The sequence below is a fragment of the Aggregatibacter valvarum genome, assembly GCF_980468985.1.
This window is the reverse complement of record NZ_OZ413141.1, coordinates 58,802-78,143: the sequence shown is the minus strand read 5'-3', so window position 1 is coordinate 78,143 and position 19,342 is coordinate 58,802. Positions and strand designations below refer to the sequence as shown.

Genomic DNA, 19,342 nt, shown 5'->3' with positions numbered 1-19,342 from the left:
ATCGCATGCATAGTATAAACGACCGACTTTTAATCAAAAAGTCGGTCATTTTGTATTGGCTTGCCTATGCACCAATCCACGCCAAAAACTCTTCCTCACTCAACACCTGCACGCCTAATTCTGCTGCTTTGCTGAGTTTGGAACCTGCCGCTTCACCGGCGATAACATAGTCGGTTTTGGCTGAAACACTGCCGCTGACTTTTGCACCGAGTTGTTGTAATAGCGCTTTGGCGTCGTTGCGTCCCATTTGGGAAAGGGTGCCGGTGAGCACCACGGTTTTGTCTTTGAACGGATTTTCTTTCACTTCCTGTACTTCAACAGTTTCCCAATGTACTCCTTGAGCGATGAGATCATTCACCACCGCAACATTGTGTTCTTCGCGCCAAAACACAAAAATGCGATTCGCGACCACTTCGCCCACATCAGGCACTTGTTGCAGTTGTTCTAAATCGGCATTTTGCAACGCCTCTAAGGTTTTGAAATGGTTTGCCAGATTTAATGCGGTAGCTTCACCCACATCACGAATACCCAACGCAAAGATAAAACGGGCGAGGGTCGTGTGTTTGGCTTTTTCTAAGCTGGCTAACGCATTTTCAGCAGACTTCGGCCCCATGCGTTCCAAGCGGGTGAGTGTGGTTAAATCCAACTTAAACAAATCTGCCGGGGTATGAACCAATTCGCGATCTACCAGTTGCTCAATCAGTTTAGCCCCTACGCCGTCAATGTCCATGGCTTTGCGTGAGACGAAATGTTTTAGCGCTTCTTTGCGTTGTGCCGCACAGAATAACCCGCCGGTGCAACGTGCCACCGCTTCGCCTTCAATGCGTACGATTAAGGAATCGCACACCGGACAGTGCGTTGGAAAGACAATTTGGCGCGCATTGGCCGGGCGGCGATCATGTACGACGCCAATAATTTGTGGAATCACATCACCGGCGCGACGAATAATCACCGTGTCGCCGATAGCAATGTTGAGACGCTCGATCTCGTCGCCGTTATGTAAGGTCGCGTTACTTACCGTTACGCCGGCAACGAATACCGGTTGTAGTTTAGCCACCGGCGTGATGGCACCGGTTCGACCGACTTGGAATTCCACGTCATTTAATACGGTTAGTTCTTCTTGTGCAGGAAATTTGTAAGCGATTGCCCAACGCGGTGCTTTGGAAATAAAGCCCAGTCTTTGTTGCAATTCGATGTCATTGACTTTTAATACCGTACCGTCAATGTCATAACCCAAGGAACTACGTTTTTCCATCATAGTGCGGTAGAAATTTAAAACGTTTTCAACGCCATCACATAAACGGATCTCGCTATTTACCGGCACGCCGACGGATTTCAACCATTGCAAACGTTCATAGTGTGTTGCTGGCAAATCGACGCCTTCGGCAATACCAATGCTGTACGCGTTGAGCATTAACGGACGTTGGCTAGTGATTTTGGGATCCAATTGGCGTAAGGAACCTGCCGCCGCATTACGCGGGTTAGCAAAGGTTTTTTCGCCTTGTTCCAAGGCGCGTTCGTTTAAGCGTTCGAACCCCTCGTGCGGCATAAACACCTCACCGCGCACTTCCAAGCGTGCTGGCGGATTATCTGTTAGTAGCTGCAAGGGAATGTTGCGAATGGTGCGAATGTTTTGTGTGATGTCTTCGCCTGTTGTGCCATCGCCGCGCGTTGCCGCTTGGGTCAGTACACCATTCACATACAAAATACTGACCGCCAATCCGTCCAATTTAGGTTCGCAACAAAATGTCAATGGTTCTGGCACAAGTCCTAAACGATCTTGAATCCGTTTCACGAATGCCAGAAATTCCTCATCAGAAAAGGCGTTATCTAATGAGAGCATCGGAAGTTCATGTTTAATTTGCGCAAACTCCGATAATGGTCGCGCGCCTACGCGTTGGGTCGGCGAATCAGCGGTGATCAGTTCGGGATGTTGTTGTTCTAAGGCTTTGAGCTGATGAAAAAGGCGATCATACTCGCTGTCGGGAATCTGCGGTTCGTCTAACACATGATATTGATATTCGTGATAACGTAGGGTTTTTCTGAGATCGTCAATTTGTTGTTGGATTGAAGTTGTCATTGTTATTCCATAAAAATAATCGAAAAAACGACCGCACTTTAGGGCGGCAAATTGAAGAGGGCAATGTGGCGCGCCTCTTCCAAACCATGGCGCGAAGACATCAAGCCGTTCAATGAAAATACGGCACATTATAAGGGAAAATCGCGCTAACCAAGCAGCAGTAATCAAATTTTCCACTGAATTTTTAGGCGATTTTTTTGTTCTACGGCGTTATTGTGCAAACTTCTACGGCGGATTCTGATAGAATAGCCCGACTTAAATCAATCGATAACACATGAACCCATAGGAAAAATATGAAATTTATTGATGAAGCTTTGATTCGTGTCGAAGCCGGGGACGGAGGCAATGGTTGTGCCAGTTTCCGTCGTGAAAAATATATCCCGAAAGGCGGGCCGGACGGCGGCGATGGCGGCGATGGCGGCGATGTCTATTTAATTGCTGACGAAAATTTAAATACGCTAATTGACTACCGCTTTGAAAAACGTTTCGCTGCCGAACGCGGCGAAAATGGTCGCAGTGCAAATTGCACCGGACACCGCGGCAAAGACATTACCTTACGCGTGCCGGTGGGGACGCGTGCTATTGATAACGACACCCAAGAAGTCATCGGCGATTTAACCCAAAACGGCATGCGATTATTGGTTGCCAAAGGCGGTTATCATGGGCTTGGCAACACGCGTTTTAAATCCTCTATCAACCGTGCGCCACGTCAAAAAACCATGGGCACCCCCGGGGAAAAACGCGATTTATTATTAGAGCTTATGTTACTTGCGGATGTGGGTATGCTGGGCTTACCTAACGCCGGTAAATCCACCTTCATCCGTGCCGTTTCCGCCGCTAAACCGAAAGTCGCGGATTACCCGTTCACCACGTTGGTGCCAAGTTTAGGCGTGGTGAAAGTGGACGATAACCGCAGCTTTGTGGTGGCCGATATTCCGGGCTTAATTGAAGGCGCCTCCGAAGGAGCGGGTTTAGGCATCCGCTTCCTAAAACATCTAGAACGTTGCCGCGTATTGATTCACTTGGTGGATATTCACCCAATCGATGAATCTGATCCGGCAGACAATGTGGCGATTATCGAATCGGAATTGTTTCAATACAGCGAATCTTTGGCAGAAAAACCGCGTTGGTTAGTCTTCAATAAAATCGATACCATGAGCGATGAAGAAGCCCATGAACGCGCAGAAGCGATCGCCGAACAGCTCGGTTGGGAAGAGGATTATTATTTGATTTCTGCCGCTACCGGCAAAAACGTGCCACAACTTTGCCGTGATATTATGGACTTCTTGGAAGCTAACCCACGTGAGACCGAAGCGCTTCCGGTTGAAAACGAAGAAGTGAAATTCAAGTGGGAAGAGTATCATCAAGCGCAGTTAGAAAACGCCGATATTGATGATGAAGACGATGACGACTGGGATGACTGGTCGGAAGAAGACGAAGAAGGCGTAGAAATTATTTATAAGCCCTAGCATGTATTTTCGTCAAAGCTTATGTCGAGTTCCACTTGACAGACTCCTCAAAAGAGGGTTGAATCAACTTAACTAAAGCGCTGGGTGGCGAAACGGCAACTCGGCATGATGACAACATTATGTATACTGTAGGTTCAAATCCTGCCCCAGCGCTTAGTCATTCAATGTTTCCCTTTCAATACCGTGAAATCCCTTACCGGAGATTACGTTGAAACCGAAGCCGCATTAAAAGCTTCCGGTATCACTTACACCATTTTACGCAATGAGATGTGCTGGTAAAACAGAATCGTAGCGTGCAACTTGTTGCACGAAATCGTAAATGCCCGAAGGATTAAATAACGTTCTTTGCGTAGTTTGGTCGTGCATCAAGATGCACGCTACGCATGAAATCATGAATTACGCATTGAGGTTCATCATTCGTGCAACAAGTTGCATGCTACGCACGAAATCATGAATTACGCATTGAGGGTTTAATCCTTCGTGCAACAAGTTGCATGCTACGCACGAAATCATGAATTACGCATTGAGGGTTTAATCCTTCGTGCAACAAGTTGCACGCTACACATGAAATCATAAATTACGCATTGAAGTTAATCCTTCGTGCATCAAGATGCACGCTACGCGCGAAATCATGAATTACGCATTGAGGTTTAATCATTCATGCAACAGATAGCCAGACTTTGGCTGGCTATAAGAAAAAAATGCGGTCAAAATTTACTTTGAATTTTGACCGCACTTGGTGGGAAAGGATTAATGGGTTTTTAATTTGCTCCAATATTTTTCATAAATATCGACAGCTTCGCCCACATCGCTTTGGATAATGCCTTTTTCCACTTCCTCAGCCGGTGGGAATAAGGTTGGGTTTTCTGCCATAGCCGGTGTCAACAAGGCTTTCACGCCATTATTTGGCATGGAATAGCCCAATCGTTCTAACACCACTTTGGCGTTTTCCGGACGCAATAAGAAGTCGATGAATTTGTAAGCATTTTCGACATTTTTTGCGCTTTTTGGAATGGCATAATTATCCATCCAGAAAATCGCGCCCTCTTTCGGATAAACAAAGGCAATTTTGTCGTTCTCTTTATGTGCTAAATAAGCGGAACCGTTCCAAATCATGCCTAATGCCACTTCGCCCTGAACATAAGGCACTTCCGGTGAGTCGGAGTTAAACACCGCTACGTTCGGCAGAAGTTTCACCAAACGTTCATAAGCCGCTTTAATCTCTTCTTCGTTAGTCGTATTCGGGGATTTGCCGTCTAACAACAACGCAATATGAAACACTTCGCGCGCGTCACTGGTCAACAACACTTTGCCCTTGTATTCCGGGTTCCACAAATCTGCCCAACTAGTGATTTTGCTCGGGTCAATGTCTTCCGAGTTCACCGCAAGACCGGTCAAGCCGTAAACATAAGGCAAGGAATACTCGTTGTTCGGGTCAAAGTCTTTATGCAATAAATTGTCCGGAATTTGTTTGAAATTGCTTAACTTACTGTGATCGAGCTTTTGCAACATGCCGTCTTTCGCCATTTTATTCACATAATAGCTGGACGGAAACACCAAGTCATAACCGGCGTTATCGGAAATCAGTTTGAGTTTGGCATACATTTCTTCGTTGCTTTCAAACGTAGAATAAATCACTTCAATACCGGTTTCTTTGGTAAATTCAGCAACGAGACTGGAAGGGACGTAATCGGTCCAGTTATAAACGTACAGTTTTTCTTGCGCAAAGGCGGTGGTGGAAAGGAGAGTCAGCGTCAAGCCGAGGGTTTTAAGCGTTTTTGCAAACAAATTTTTCAATTTATTGTCCTCCAAAGCTAATCATAGCGAGTGGTTAATTTTCATAAAAGAATTGAGTAAAAACTCGGCGGGCAGTATAGCAGATTTTTAGATTTTGTCCTGCTCTTTCAGGCGGAAGAGGTTAAGCAGAAAAATGCCTTCATACAAAAAAGGCCGATATGCTTTCTCCTGCATTCGACCTGTTTTCGAGATAGGTAACCGGATTAATGCGTGTTGAGGATCGTCAAGCCAAAGCCTAATCCTTGCAAAAAGCGATTTTCAAGTAGCAGTTCGTTTTTGATTAATGGATTATGTTGTAAGTAATCCTCTGAGAATTGCAGCGTCCAATGATGCAAAGTGCGGTCGATTTTTAAGGTGATTTCTTTCGTCTTTTCTGTGGCTTGGCGGGAACGATTTAGGATGATAGCTAAACGTAAAATCCGAATTAACGCTAACACATCTTGTTCCTGATAACGGGAGAATTTGAACATTTCCGGTAATTTAAAATTCCCCATATGGTAACGTACCAAGGTGGAGAGAAGACGATGCTGTTCGTTGTCATAACCCGGTAATTCGGTGTTATATAAAATATACGCAGAGTGTTTTTGCAGGTTCTTGTGATTGATCACAATGCCCACCTCATGCAAGCGTGCCGCCCAAAACAGAACGTCTTGCATGTCGTCAATCAGTTCCGGATTTTGCCAACATGAATATTGTCCGAATAACAATGCCGCCGTTTGATACACCCGCTCCGCCTGCGCTTGGTCGATATTAAATTGTTCCGCCAAGCCTAATGCAGTGCGCTCACGAATGTTATTGACCTGAAAATTTTTTTCCAAGCTATACATAACACCTTCACGCAATGCACCATCGGAATAACGCATTTTTTCGATTTGGAAATTTTCAAATATCGCTTTTAAAATCGCCAAGCCGGGAACAAACACATCAGCGCGATCAGGATTTAAGCCATGAAATTTCAGTTGTTCAAAGTGAGAAAACGGCAAGGTTTGCTGAATAAGGTGATCCAACCGTTCTGCGGTGATAATACCGTCCGAATCGATATTTTCACTGATCACTTGATGCACGGTTTTAATCGTCCCCGATGAACCGAGCACCGACTGCCAGCCTAAATTGCGATATTCCCATGCCAAATCTTCGATTTTATTCACCGCACTTTGTTTAGCTAAACGGAAACTTTCTTCTGAAATTTCGCCATTCGGGAAGAATCTCTTGGCAAAACTGACACAGCCCATGTGACGGCTTTCATAAATTAAAGGGGTGAAATTATCGCCGATAATCATCTCAGTGGATCCGCCACCAATATCAATGACAAATTTTCGCCCCATTTCCGGTTGGGTGTGGCAAACACCGGCATAAATGGTTTTAGCTTCGGTTTTGCCGCTGATGATGTTAATCGGATAAGGAAAAACCGTAGCGGCTTGACGTAAAAATTCTTCGTTATTAATGGCACGGCGTAGCGTGTAAGTGCCAACCACGCTGACGTTCTCCGCCGGGAACCCTTGCAAACGTTCGGCAAATAATGCCAAGCAATTTACTCCGCGTTCAATCGCCGCTTGGCTTAACACTTGATTTTCATCCAAGCCTTCCGCTAATTGCACTTTTTGTTTCAATCGCGATAACACTTGCAATGTGCCGTTGACAATGCGGGCAACGATCATGTGAAAGCTGTTGGAACCGAGATCGATAGCGGCAATTTCACGCACCTCGCCCCGTCTTGCATGCAATTCACCGGCTTTGCTCAGTAAGTTTTCGTTATTCATAATTCGGAAGATTTTCTATTGGCTAAAATTCAAACTGGTAGAGGAAGTCAAAAGCCTGATTGACACCTGACACGGATTGTACATAAAGTTGCGGTAACAAGCGATAGCGCAATGTGACTTCGGCTAAGCCATCAAATAGCCCAACGCCGTATTTCACTTGCAATCGTGGCGTAATGCTCCCGCTTACCACCACTTTTGAGCTGTCGCCTACGCCTTGTGTGCCAAGGTTCAAATCATTGATCCCAAATGCTTTTCCTATACCACCGACCACCTTGCCTGTTTTTGCCAATCCCATGCCTAACAAAGCAGCTCCGACAGAACCGCTAGATGTCGAATCACTGCTGTTTTCTAATGAACGGCCGGTCAAAATATAAGAAAGTGCTTGATCTTGCGGCATGCCCGGTTCAGCGAAAATCGTCACACTTGGTGCGCTAGCGATACCGGTGACTTTCACGCCGGCGGTCACATGGCTGTCTTCCATGGCTTCAGGATTGCGGATAGCTTCAATGTTCAAAGAGGGTTGCGACGGTTGCCCCACGAAACTGATTAATCCTTTACGAATCAATAAATCTTGACCAAAAGAGGCATAGCGCCCGTTTTTCAAATTCACTTCGCCATACAATCCCAAATTGCCGCGTTCTTGTTTCACGGAAAGTAAACCGTGCAAATTCGTATTCAGTCCGTATGCATTTAAATGAACATCATCGCCAATCTTAATTTTAAGATCCGATTTAATTTCCATCCCGCCTCGTGTTTCCGATGGGATCGTTTTCGGCAAGGCTTTCGCGGCTTTTCCATCTAAAATAACTTCATCGGCACTCACTTCAACGGCGCTGTCCGGCAAGGACTCAATCGCAATTCTCGCCCATGGAATATCCACATTACCGGACAAGGACAACAATTTCGGTGAGGCACTGATTTCTACATCCGGGCTGATTTTTAAGCTCGCCATAGACGGAATATTCACTTTAAATTGATCCGCTTGCGCGCGCAAACGGGTACGCCAATCGTTGATATTTTTCCAGTTGGCATCGCCGCTAAGGTTGAGTCGGCTGTCGGCTGTTTGTAGATGACCTTTGAGCGTGGATTGCGTTCCGGTAAAGTGTAATGCCAGTTCACCTTCTTTAATATCAAACGGCAAAGAACGCATTTTGGCGGTGAGTTTATTTAAATTCACGCTTCCATTTAAGGTTGGCGCATTCAGATTACCGCCTAATGTCAGATTCGCCTTGAGTTCGCCATCAACCTTTTCATCGCTGGCTAACAATTGATTGGCAAGGCTTAAATTTAAGTTGTGAATATGAAAAGTTCCACCAAGTTTACGTGCGTTAGCAATATCTTGTAAGGTTAAATCGGTGCTGATTTTGCCTTGATTTTGAATGTTCACTTCCGATTTAACCGCCAAATTATTATTGGCTAAATTTCCGTTGAGGCTAATTTGCGGAAAATCCAATTTGAGCGTGCGATTATCCAACTTTTGCGTCAGGGAAAGACGATTGCCTTTCACTTGTAGTTCCGCCAACATCGGTTTATCACTAAACCAAGCCACGCGCCCCTTGCCGGAAAGATGACCGGTGAGCATCTCCTGTGCCAAGATTTTATTCACTAACGCGAGGTCAAAACGTTTAATCTCAAACGGCACATCGCCATTCGCCCCTACCTTGAACGCCTGTGGAAAACAGAGATCCGTGTTGCTGTGCATCCAACAATGGGCGGAAATTGTCGTCTCCGCCGTTTTATTATCAAAGGTTATCGCCACGTTTTGGTTGGTTTGGATATTACCAAATTCCGATTTAATCATGGCTTGGCTTAACGTGCCTTGCCAACGCGCTAAAGTGCGGTCGAAATTGCCGGTTAAATTCAGGTTTGCCGCCACCGGCTTGCCATCAGAAGTCAGGTGTAGCACGTGTTTTTGCTCATCGCCTGAGGCAGCAAGTTTCAGCTGGTTAATACTAATATCGTTATAATGAAAACCGTTAAGGTGAATATCCAGTTCGCCTTTTACGCGTTCTTCGCCGTTAATTTGACCTTTTATCATCGCTTGATTTAAATGCATTTGCTGAAAAGCCACGTGGTTCGCTGTGAGATCCACATCCACCTGCGGACGCATCACATCGCCGTTTAATTTTATGTGACCGGCAACCCCTGCAGATAAATCCGCCCATAACCCACGCAAATTCGGTGCGTTAATGTTTAAGGTGAAATCCGATTGTTTCCCCATCGAGCCTTGCGCATGGATCTTATTTTCCCCATAAGTCAGCACCAACTGCGGAATCGTTACCCCCTGTTGGTCACCGGCCGTTAAACCGCCCTGCAACGCAATAGAATGTTGTGCCAAGGTGCCTTGAATATCCACTTGCGGCACCGCCACTTGCCAACCTTTTTGATTAACCTGACCTTGTGAGCTTAACTCGCCCGATAAAACCGCAGGAAAGGCGGATAAATAACGACCAAGATTCATTTTGGCTAACTGCAAATGGCTATTCCATTCCACCCCGTCACGCCAATTCACATCGCCTTTCAGTTCGGCTGACCCCTCTAAGGCGTTAAGTTTCAACTGGTGTATTTCAATGTTGGATAAATGGCCGATCGCCTGTAAATCAAGACTATTGGCAGGAATGCCCATGCCGCTGACAGCGCCGTTTAACTGAATTTGAGAGGTCAATATATCGCCGTTAATAGTTAAATTAACGTCTTTTATGCTTAACGGATCATTGCCGTCAAAAGGATATTGACCTCGGGCTACGGCTAATTTGATGTTTAATGGTGTTTTCGGCGCGGTCAACTGGGCTTCAGCTTTGAGCTCGGCATCGATTGCACCCTGTGTTTGCAATAAAAGTGCGGTCTGTTTTTTTAGCGTTCCTGACAGCGTTAAATTCGCTTTTGTTGCCGGCAACAGCACCATCTCTTTCTGTTTTAAGGTGTTTAAATCGGCGTTGATATTCAGTTGGAGCGGAAAATCCGCTTGCAGCTGGATTTGCCCCTTGGATTGCACCTCGCCAAGTGAACTTTTCACCGACAATGTCTGCAATTGCACGTTATCCCCGGTGGCATCCGCCAACAAATCGGCAGCACTGACTTGAATCGCAAATTCACTTTCGCCTTTTGTGTTAATGGCTTGGTATTGCCAGTTTGTGCCGTGAATGCCTTGAATATGCATATCAAAAGGCAGTTCGATTTGTTGCCCTAAATCAGCGAGAAGCGGTTGGCTAAGCGTTTGTTCTAATGCCGCCCAATCAATCGGGTTATTGGGCGTGGCTTGCGGCTGAGGCTCATCTTCCGAGGCATCACTCATTTCATGGATAAAGGTAAAATCCTGAATGGTTGTGGGCGCTAACGTTAAACCACTTTCATTATTGAGAGACGCCGCCGTTTGAAAAGTGCCCAATGTCATTTTCTGCTGATCAATGATGAGGCTCAGATCATGAATGGCGACCTGATGAATGTCTATGCCAATAGGCAGTCGAATCCGCTTCATGGATGCGCTGTCGGTGTCCGGTTTATCTTCCGAAGGTGGCAATAACGCGGTGTCAATTTGAATGTAAGGCTTTTGCAAGCGAATGTCGTCAATGCAAATATCTGCCCGCCATAAACAACTTAATTGCAGTTGCAGACGGGCTTCCGCCACTTGTGTATCGACTCCGGCTGTTTGGAAGCGAAGGTTTTTTAGCACCAGCCCTTCGCTCAAATTCCCTTCGACCTGTTCAATCGAAAGTTCATCAAGCAAGGCATCTGTCCATTGGATGAGTTTATGTTGTCCGCTTTGGGTCGCGAGGAGCCCGAGCAGTGAAAAAACAGGCAAAAAAATGACCGCACTTGATACGCATCCAATGCGACACCAAAGGGATTTTTTCTGTTTTTGGGGTTTAGGCGCTTCCGGCGCTTGTTCCTTATGTTCTGTCATTATGGTATCCGTTTGGCTGTTTAGATTTCGGCGCCAAGCCCAATATAAAATTGAATATTTTTGCTGTTGTCTTTGTCATGTACCGGTGTGGCAATATCGAATTTAATCGCCCCCACAGGCGATGCCCAACGCACACCAACGCCGGTGCCATAGCGTAATTCGTCCGGATCAAACGTATTGGCCGCCAATCCGCTATCCATAAAGGTCGCCAACCACCAATTCGGATAAACCTGATATTGATATTCCAGCGTACCGGTGAGCAAGCGTGAACCGCCGATAAGCTTGCCGTTGCGATCTTTCGGTGAGATTTTTTTGTATCCGTAACCACGCACACTACGATCGCCACCGGCAAAAAAACGTAACGCAGGCGGAAGGCGGTGAATATTGGCGGTATTCAATATGCCCACGTCCAAACGGGTCAGAAAACGGTGATTTTGCGCATAGGTGCGAATCCACGCGGTAGAGCCTTGAATTTTCCAGAAATTCACATCCGATAGCCACAGTTTACGTCCGAAATCTGTCGTAATGCGTTGCGAATCACCCCAATCAGGAAAAGCCCCACCACGTAAACGGGTACGCGTTAAGGAGGCTGTGGGATAAAGTAATAATGTGCTGTCGGAAATATCCGCTTGCGTAAAGGCATCATGGCGCACCCGCAAACCGAGCGAATATTGCCAGCCGGTCGGGTGATTCCAATAACGCAAGGCGGCAAACGTCGAGGCGGTGGTTTGGGTGTCGTTTTTATTTTCACGCTCAAAACCCGCCGAATATTCATAGTAATAATTCAGCGGATTTTTTAACAATGGCTGTTTATAGGTTAATTCAAGCGTTTGTTTCGGAGAAGAAAGATACAGATTGCTGCGGATACTGTGCCCGCGATCATTAATCCAAGGTTTGGTCCAACTCCATTGTAAACGAGGGCCAACATCGGTGGAATAGCCTATCCCGACGCTCATAATGTTTTTCTTACGCGGGTAAAGTAGCACATCTAAATCCACCGTTTTTGTCTTCTCTTTGAGGTGCGGTTGCAATAACACGGAGCTAAACCAACTGGTGGAAGAATAGTTATTGTTTAGCGTAGAAAGATCGCTTAATAAATAAGGTTCACCGGGTTTAATATTAAGCATATTGCGCAAAAATTCTTCACGAATTTGGGCGTGCAGAAAGTTAATTTTTCCATAGTGGTAACGTTTTTGGCTATTAAAGGCGAGCTTCCACCATGCCTCATGAGTGGATTTCATCACTTCCAAGCGAGAAAGCTCAAATGCTGCATCAAAATAACCACGGGTGAGCGCCAGTTGTTGTAGTTGGCTTTTATAGTCCTCATACACTTCGTGATTCAGCACGGTGCCAACTTTCGGTAGTTGGGTCTTTAGCTTGAGAAAGAACGGATCTTGTTCGGCATCACCACGAATCATGACTTCGGTTCCGGCAAGTTTCACCGGTTCTCCCGGTGACACATGCGCAATAAGCAAAGGCGCTTTGCCTTCGCGGGGTTTCAGCTCAAACCGAATCGTCGAATCGTAGTAGCCTAAGGCACGCAATCCCTTATCAATCGCAGCGCTGACCACATCCTGATAGCGTGCAATATCCGTCGTATCATATTTCTCAACGGCATTGAGGTGAAGCCGAATATTTTCATCCAAGGCATGATTTTTAACGCCTTCAATGCGTAACTCCACCGGATTTTCCGCCCAAGCAACGGTAGATCCAAACAAGCCGAAAGAAAGAAGCGCACACAGGCGCCATGTCGTGATATTGCTACTCAGTTGCTTCATACTTACCCCAAAATTAAAGGCTTGTAGTGTAACCGTTTAGACCATAGCCCTGCAATGTAAAGTGCGGTGGATTTTTAAAAAATTTCCGGAATCCGGCAACGATGAAAAAACAGAAAAAAATAGCCGGAAGAAACCGGCTATTGCAGAAAGGAAAAAACGTTATCCGTTTTGGTGTTTAAAATATAACACGGTGGCGGCAACGCGTGAATGTACGTTCAGTTTACGCAACAAATTGCGGATATGTACTTTAACGGTTTCTTCCGAAATAAATAATTGGCCGGCAATTTGTTTGTTGGAAAGTCCGGTGGCAATTAAACGCAACACATCCATTTCACGATCCGTTAAAGAATAAATCGGCTCTTGAGAAGATTGGCGTTCAATCAGTAAATCTTTAATGGAATCACTTAAAATCACTTCCCCTTGCGCAATGCGTTTAAGTTGGGAAAGCAGGGTATCCGGCTCGGTGTCTTTGAGTAAATAGCCATCCGCACCGGCATCAATTAAGGTGAAAATATCACTTCTCGCATCAGATACAGTTAAGATCACAATACGGGCATCCACGCCTTCCGATCTTAACGCTTTTAGTGTATCCAAACCGGACAACCCCTTCATATTCAGATCTAAAATGATGAGATCCGGTGACATTTGTAATGCCAAGCTAATGCCTTCGCTGCCGTTCCCTGCACCACCGACGACCTCAAACCCCTCTTCCAATTCAACAAGTTGTTTGATGCCTCGACGCATTAACGGATGATCGTCAATAATTAATACTTTTAATTTATCAGTCATGTGACCCCCTTAAGATAAGGCTAGGCGACTATGAAACGGCACAATAGTCATCCCGTCTTTTGTCGTTAATAGCTGGTAAAATTGTGGATAATTGAAATCACGTTGCACGATTTTATACGGATTGTTATTTTCATCCAACCCTGACGCTTGATAAATTCGGTTAATTTCGTGAATTTTTTTCTCTTTTGTGCCATCACAGTTACGATAAATCTCAATGCGATTGAGTTCATCTAAAATGTACACATTGAAACTCCCGTTCGGATTATCTTCAAAAAAGAATTGCAAGAACCCTTCACTGGCAAAGGCGTCAATTTCACGCGGGTATTTATGATGTTTCACCACGGCAGGATAAGTCGGATTGACTTTGTAGCTAAGTGCGGTGTCAATTTGGCTTGTTTTAGTGAGTTTAGCATTGTGGATTTCTTGTAAACTAATGCCGCGTTCTTCAAAGAAAAACTGCCAGTTTTTCCCTGCCACGCGCAATAAATTATTTTTAGGTGGTTGCGCGGCACCGATTTGAATGCTAATGCATTTATTAATCAGAGTCGTCACAATGCGGCGTAAGGCGCGGCGATAATACCGACTGTAACAAAACACCTGCACCAATTTTGGCAACGGCGCACCACGATAAATTTTGTTGGAAAGCACTTTTAACGCTAACAAAATGGCATTCGGCCCTTCAAAATGCAATGTCCGCACTTCGTTCCAAACGTTGCGATACGTGAGATCAATGCTGCCGACTAAACTTTCTTCGTTCGCGCCGAAACTAAATAAGTCGCTTGATTGGATGCTGGATTTAATGTCGGTTAAATGTGCGGTCGGATCTTGGGTCAAATTAATAATGACCGCAAGACTGCGAATTTCACAAGGATGACTCAGGTCGGAATTGCTGGCAGAGGCGTTGTCGATAGGAAATGTCAACCGCAAATCCGTCACAAACTGGCGCAACGTGTTAAGTTCGACATTTTTACTGGCAACAAAGAGCTCGGTATTTGCCGTAAGCAAACGATTGAAATACGCCCACGCCACTAATTTATTCAGGCTTTGGCTATATTCTGTATAACGTGGACGACAAAAACCGTGAATGTCCGGCGTTTGGTTAATCATATACCAACCGTCCTTAAACTGACGGTTATTACGTACTTCAATAAACGTTAGATAGCGTTCCGATAAATCCACAGCAAACTGTGGATTCAGCAAGGTCACTTTGCCCGGCAATTCTTCAAATGCCGTGTAAAGTTTACGGGTTAATATGCTCATATCTTGTGGCATAATGCTGACATTGACCTGATGTTTGCGGGCAAAATTCACTAAGTTACGATAACTCAACATTAAAAACTTAATCAGGTCATTATGCATTTTTTCGGCTTGCTTAATTTTCCATTGTTGGCGATGGTTTAATAATTCCACTTGCCCACAATGCCAGCCCCATTGTTGCGTCAGCTTAAGTAACGCATCCAATCGCCAGTTACTTTTATTTACCTCTGCTTCGTTCTCATGCACTTTGATATAAAAGCAACAACGCACAAAATCCAGCCGTTTATATTCTTTTCGTTCGGTCAAATAAGCAGTTACCCGTTGCAGCATCGCCAAATAAGGATCAAATTGATGAACAACGTTCAATTCACCGGTTAATAAGGCGTGTTTAAATTCACGAGAAATCAAATACGTGTTTGGATAACGCCAAGAATAGGTTTCTAACAACAAAATTTTGAGCAGGGATTTATAAGGGTAATCAATCCCTTTATACAGCTGCCATAAGGTCGCACCAAAATACTCATTGGCGGACAAGGTGCCTAACCCCCCGAAATCCACCCAATCATTTAAATCTAATTGCTGCGTTTGCGTTAAGCGTTCGATTTCTGCCTCGTAATCCGCTTCATTTTCAATCAGCAAATGCAGCCACAATAACGGCTTCCCGGCAAGGCGTATGGCTGAACGGTAAAATTCATCCAGCAACAACATATATTGTGCCGAACCACAATTCTCGGCAGTCATTGGCTCGACATAACGAAAACACCGAAACCGTCTTTGATCCATTAAATAGAAATTCATTTCTACGTGAACACGCTTTGCCCATTGTTGAATGCGCTCGACTTTTTGCTGTAAAAGTTCACGTGCTGATGGACTCAAATCTTCTCGATGACACAGCCAAATATCTAAATCAGATTGTGGCGTTTGGGCAATAGAGGCGATGCTGCCCATCACATAGACGCCAAGAATGGCTTCCGATTCAAAAGTGCGGTGTTTTTTGAGGAAGTTTTTCACGCTTTCATCTGTCAGCGTATGTGCAAGATATTCCTGTTGGAATGGCGTTGGGGAAAAATGGGCAATGCCGGTGGGCGCATCAGAAACATAGCCCGGCAAATCAGGATGATTAAAATGGAGTAATAATGGGATCAGTTTGAAAATATGTTGAAAGGATTCAGGCGTGTCGGATAAAGCCCGCTGGATACGCAACCTATCTAAATCGTCCACACGTTGTTTAGCTTTATCGAGATCAAACTTCAAGTAATATCCTGTTTTTTACGACGGTCATGCTTCGCTAGCGGCTACTCTATCATCAGTATTGACGGAAAGCAAAAAAAATTAAATGAACACTGACTTTTGAAGTTAACAGTGATAGGATAATCCCTCATTAGACCTGATCAATATGTTGTTATTATGCTTGAAAAAACCTTAAAAATTGCGACTCGCCAAAGCCCGTTGGCGTTATGGCAGGCAAATTATGTGAAAGATCGTCTGCAACAGTTATATCCCGATTTAACCATTGAATTAGTGCCGATGGTAACTAAAGGCGATGTGATTTTAGATTCACCACTGGCGAAAATCGGTGGCAAAGGCTTGTTTGTTAAAGAATTAGAAAATGCGTTATTAACTAAAGAAGCCGACATTGCCGTGCATTCCATGAAAGATGTGCCGATGCAATTTCCCGAAGGCCTGGGATTAGCCGTGATTTGCCAACGCGAAGATCCGCGTGATGCCTTTGTGTCTCATTCTTACCGCACTTTTGCAGAGTTGCCGCAAGGCGCGGTGGTCGGGACATCAAGTTTACGTCGCCAATGCCAATTAAAAGCCTTACGCCCCGATTTAGACATTCGCTCTTTGCGCGGCAATGTGGGAACACGTTTAAGCAAATTAGATAACGGCGATTATGATGCCATTATTTTAGCTTCTGCCGGCCTCATTCGTTTGGGCTTAGCAGATCGTATCGCATCTTTTATTGACGTTGAACAATCCTTACCGGCTGCCGGACAAGGTGCTGTGGGGATTGAATGTCGTACCGATGATGCGCAGGTGCAGGCATTGCTGGCGCCGCTGGCTGATGCAGAAACCACTTACTGCGTATTAGCAGAGCGCGCCATGAATAATCATTTACAAGGCGGTTGCCAAGTACCGATTGGCGGTTATGCCGTATTACAACAAGGGCAGCTGTATTTAAGAGCCTTAGTAGGCGATATTGACGGCAGTCGCATTATTCGCGCAGAAGGCAAAAGTGCGGTGGAAAATGCCGAAGTTTTAGGCGTGAAAATTGCCGAACAGCTTTTAGCGCAAGGCGCTGACAAAATTTTGCAAGCAATTTATTCATAAATCGTGGGGGCACAATGGCCGTTTTGGTAACTCGCCCTGATGAACGTGGGCAACAACTCGTGGAGATGCTGGCAAAAGCCGGAATCGTCGCCATTCATTTACCCTTATTTACCATTGAAGCCGGTGCAGAACTCAATGAGTTACCGAATAAATTTGCCAAATTAAAAGCAGATGATTATGTCTTTATCGTCTCCAAAAGTGCGGTGGATTTTGCCGACAAAGCCTTAAAAGATACCGGTTTTGCATGGCGTGATGATTTGCACTATTTCACCGTAGGGCAAGGCACCGCACAGTATTTTGCCGCCACAACCGCCACGGCCGTGCATTATCCGACAAGCCAAGAAAACAGCGAAGGCGTATTACAACTTCCTGCAATGCAAAATTTACAAGGCAAAACCGTTTTGATTTTGCGCGGTAATGGCGGACGCGAACTCCTCTCAGAACAAGTGCAACAACGCGGTGCTAACGTTGAGATCGTTGAATGTTACCGAAGAGAACCGCTTGTTTATAATAATGTGGAGCAAACCAGTCTGTGTAAGCGTGCCGGTATTCAAACTATTGTGGCGACCAGCGGGGAAATTCTGACGCAACTGCTGGATTTTGTCCCACGAAATGAACATAATTGGCTAAAAAGTTGTCAACTCATTACCGTCAGTGAGCGAATTTCCCATTTGGCGCAGGCATTGGGCTGGCAGAATGTGATTGTTTCACCTCGTGCGGATAATCAAACATTATTACAAACCTTATTACAATGTCGTTAACGCAACATGTCTCTTTTATAGGTAATCAATATGGCTAACAAGAAATCGAATCATCTGGAAAATCATGCAGAAATTGAACACGAAATTGATGTGAATAAGGATCTTGATTTAGCAAAACAAGACACCATAGAAAATGAACACGTTGACCCCAAGGTAGAGGATAAACAAGCAACCATGCAACATAAAGAGAACGAAAATAGACAGTCTTCCGCATCCACTCCACACGAAACCGTTATTGTGAAGAAAAACGGTTCTGCGTTGAGCGTATTAGCGATTTTGATTGCCCTTGGCTTAGGCGGCAGCGGTTATTATTTCGGGCAACAACAGGTTGACGAAATGCAACAAAAACTGACCGCACTTCAAACGCAACTTCAGCAAAAAAATACGGCTGAACCCGTCAATCTCCCAAGCTTTGAAGCAGAAAAAAGCCAGTTGGCGAAGTTAGCCGAGTTTTCTCAAGTGGCGAGCGACCAAATCAGCGCCTTGAATCAAGAATTAGCCGCCAAAGAACAACAGTTATCAGCGTTGCAACAACAAGTTCAGCGTTTGACCAATCAAAGCAAAGCGGAACAACCAAACGATTGGTTGCTGACCGAAGCAGATTTTTTATTAAACAATGCCTTGCGTAAATTGGTGTTGGATAACGATGTGGACACCAGCGTATCGCTATTAAAAGTGGCGGGTGAGACCTTGTCCAAAGTGGCAATGCCGCAAGTTGCCACTGTACGTAGCTCAATTAATGCTGATTTGAAGAAGCTGTTATCCCTCAACAACGTGGATCAAAATGCTATCATGCAGGAATTGTCCCAGTTGGCAAATGACGTAGATGAGTTGAACGTATTGAATGTGAATTTTGATGAAGATCCAAACTCGGACAAACTTACCAATTCTTTGGAAGATTGGAAATCCAACGCTGAAAAAAGTGCGGTCAGTTTTTTAAATCATTTTATTCGCATCACGCCCAAAAAAACGGATAACAAAGCCTTATTAGCACCAAATCAAGACATTTATTTACGTGAAAACATTCGCTTACGCTTACAAATTGCGATTTTAGCCGTGCCACGTCAACAAGATGATTTATATAAACAATCTTTGGAAACAGTGGCTTCTTGGGTTCGTACCTATTTTGATACCAGCACGGAAGTAGCACAAAACTTCCTGAAAAAACTGGATGAATTGGCAGAACAATCCATTTACGTGGATGTGCCGACCCAGCTTAGCAGCTTAAATGCCTTGGATAAATTGCTGAATAAACAACCGCAAGAAGTGCAAAAAATCACGCTTTCCGCTGACAAAGATTTCGATCCGGAAAATGTCAAAGCGACAGAAAACCATGCCACAAGCCCTGCAGAGCAAGGAAATGGCGCGGATACAAGCACCGCCCCGAATCAACCTGAACAACAGGAGAAATAG

Annotated in this window: 11 protein-coding genes and 1 tRNA gene; 5 read left to right on the top strand and 7 right to left on the bottom strand. The window is 45.0% G+C overall.

The window, feature by feature from the left end:
- Positions 1-64: 64 nt before the first annotated feature.
- Positions 65-2,080, bottom strand: a complete 2,016-nt coding sequence (ligA, locus tag AC30SF_RS00355; protein ID WP_489607200.1) for an NAD-dependent DNA ligase LigA — start codon at positions 2,078-2,080, stop codon at positions 65-67.
- A 293-nt stretch (positions 2,081-2,373) separates the two neighbouring features.
- Here ligA and cgtA point away from each other — a divergent pair, with 293 nt between their 5' ends.
- Positions 2,374-3,549 (top strand): Obg family GTPase CgtA, encoded by a 1,176-nt coding sequence (cgtA, locus tag AC30SF_RS00350; protein ID WP_489607199.1) that lies wholly within the window; start codon positions 2,374-2,376, stop codon positions 3,547-3,549.
- A gap of 78 nt (positions 3,550-3,627) precedes the next feature.
- Positions 3,628-3,702 (top strand) — tRNA-OTHER (locus tag AC30SF_RS00345).
- Between the two features lie 597 nt (positions 3,703-4,299).
- Here AC30SF_RS00345 and AC30SF_RS00340 read toward each other — a convergent pair.
- The 6 genes from AC30SF_RS00340 to AC30SF_RS00315 form a co-directional block, all read right to left on the bottom strand.
- A complete protein-coding gene (locus AC30SF_RS00340) occupies positions 4,300-5,346 on the bottom strand; it encodes an extracellular solute-binding protein (RefSeq protein ID WP_489607198.1) in 1,047 nt (348 codons plus the stop codon).
- Between the two features lie 203 nt (positions 5,347-5,549).
- Entirely contained in the window at positions 5,550-7,106 is a 1,557-nt protein-coding gene (ppx, locus tag AC30SF_RS00335) for an exopolyphosphatase (protein ID WP_489607197.1), read from the bottom strand.
- Between the two features lie 22 nt (positions 7,107-7,128).
- Entirely contained in the window at positions 7,129-11,010 is a 3,882-nt protein-coding gene (tamB, locus tag AC30SF_RS00330; RefSeq protein WP_489607196.1) for an autotransporter assembly complex protein TamB, read from the bottom strand.
- 20 nt (positions 11,011-11,030) lie between these two features.
- A complete protein-coding gene (gene tamA, locus AC30SF_RS00325; RefSeq protein ID WP_489607195.1) occupies positions 11,031-12,788 on the bottom strand; it encodes an autotransporter assembly complex protein TamA in 1,758 nt (585 codons plus the stop codon).
- A 159-nt stretch (positions 12,789-12,947) separates the two neighbouring features.
- Positions 12,948-13,577, bottom strand: coding sequence for a two-component system response regulator NarL (narL, locus tag AC30SF_RS00320; RefSeq protein ID WP_489607194.1), 630 nt, complete (start codon positions 13,575-13,577; stop codon positions 12,948-12,950).
- Between the two features lie 9 nt (positions 13,578-13,586).
- A complete protein-coding gene (locus AC30SF_RS00315; protein ID WP_489607193.1) occupies positions 13,587-16,088 on the bottom strand; it encodes a class I adenylate cyclase in 2,502 nt (833 codons plus the stop codon).
- A 153-nt stretch (positions 16,089-16,241) separates the two neighbouring features.
- Here AC30SF_RS00315 and hemC point away from each other — a divergent pair, with 153 nt between their 5' ends.
- From hemC to AC30SF_RS00300, 3 genes are read left to right on the top strand one after another with little or no spacing between them, the layout of a single operon-like run.
- Positions 16,242-17,168, top strand: coding sequence for a hydroxymethylbilane synthase (hemC, locus tag AC30SF_RS00310; RefSeq protein WP_311462165.1), 927 nt, complete (start codon positions 16,242-16,244; stop codon positions 17,166-17,168).
- A 14-nt stretch (positions 17,169-17,182) separates the two neighbouring features.
- Positions 17,183-17,929 (top strand): uroporphyrinogen-III synthase, encoded by a 747-nt coding sequence (locus AC30SF_RS00305; RefSeq protein WP_209363747.1) that lies wholly within the window; start codon positions 17,183-17,185, stop codon positions 17,927-17,929.
- Positions 17,930-17,959: 30 nt separating this feature from the next.
- The gene (locus tag AC30SF_RS00300; RefSeq protein WP_489607192.1) at positions 17,960-19,342 is read left to right on the top strand and encodes a uroporphyrinogen-III C-methyltransferase; all 1,383 of its coding nucleotides are present in this window, start codon (positions 17,960-17,962) and stop codon (positions 19,340-19,342) included.

What these genes read in the sequence shown, in the direction of transcription:
- cgtA (WP_489607199.1), top strand. Translation starts at nt 2,374, where the DNA reads ATGAAATTTATTGATGAAGCTTTGATTCGTGTCGAAGCCGGGGACGGA.
- hemC (WP_311462165.1), top strand. Translation starts at nt 16,242, where the DNA reads ATGCTTGAAAAAACCTTAAAAATTGCGACTCGCCAAAGCCCGTTGGCG.
- ppx (WP_489607197.1), bottom strand. Translation starts at nt 7,106, where the DNA reads ATGAATAACGAAAACTTACTGAGCAAAGCCGGTGAATTGCATGCAAGA.
- AC30SF_RS00300 (WP_489607192.1), top strand. Translation starts at nt 17,960, where the DNA reads ATGGCTAACAAGAAATCGAATCATCTGGAAAATCATGCAGAAATTGAA.
- tamA (WP_489607195.1), bottom strand. Translation starts at nt 12,788, where the DNA reads ATGAAGCAACTGAGTAGCAATATCACGACATGGCGCCTGTGTGCGCTT.
- narL (WP_489607194.1), bottom strand. Translation starts at nt 13,577, where the DNA reads ATGACTGATAAATTAAAAGTATTAATTATTGACGATCATCCGTTAATG.
- tamB (WP_489607196.1), bottom strand. Translation starts at nt 11,010, where the DNA reads ATGACAGAACATAAGGAACAAGCGCCGGAAGCGCCTAAACCCCAAAAA.
- ligA (WP_489607200.1), bottom strand. Translation starts at nt 2,080, where the DNA reads ATGACAACTTCAATCCAACAACAAATTGACGATCTCAGAAAAACCCTA.
- AC30SF_RS00305 (WP_209363747.1), top strand. Translation starts at nt 17,183, where the DNA reads ATGGCCGTTTTGGTAACTCGCCCTGATGAACGTGGGCAACAACTCGTG.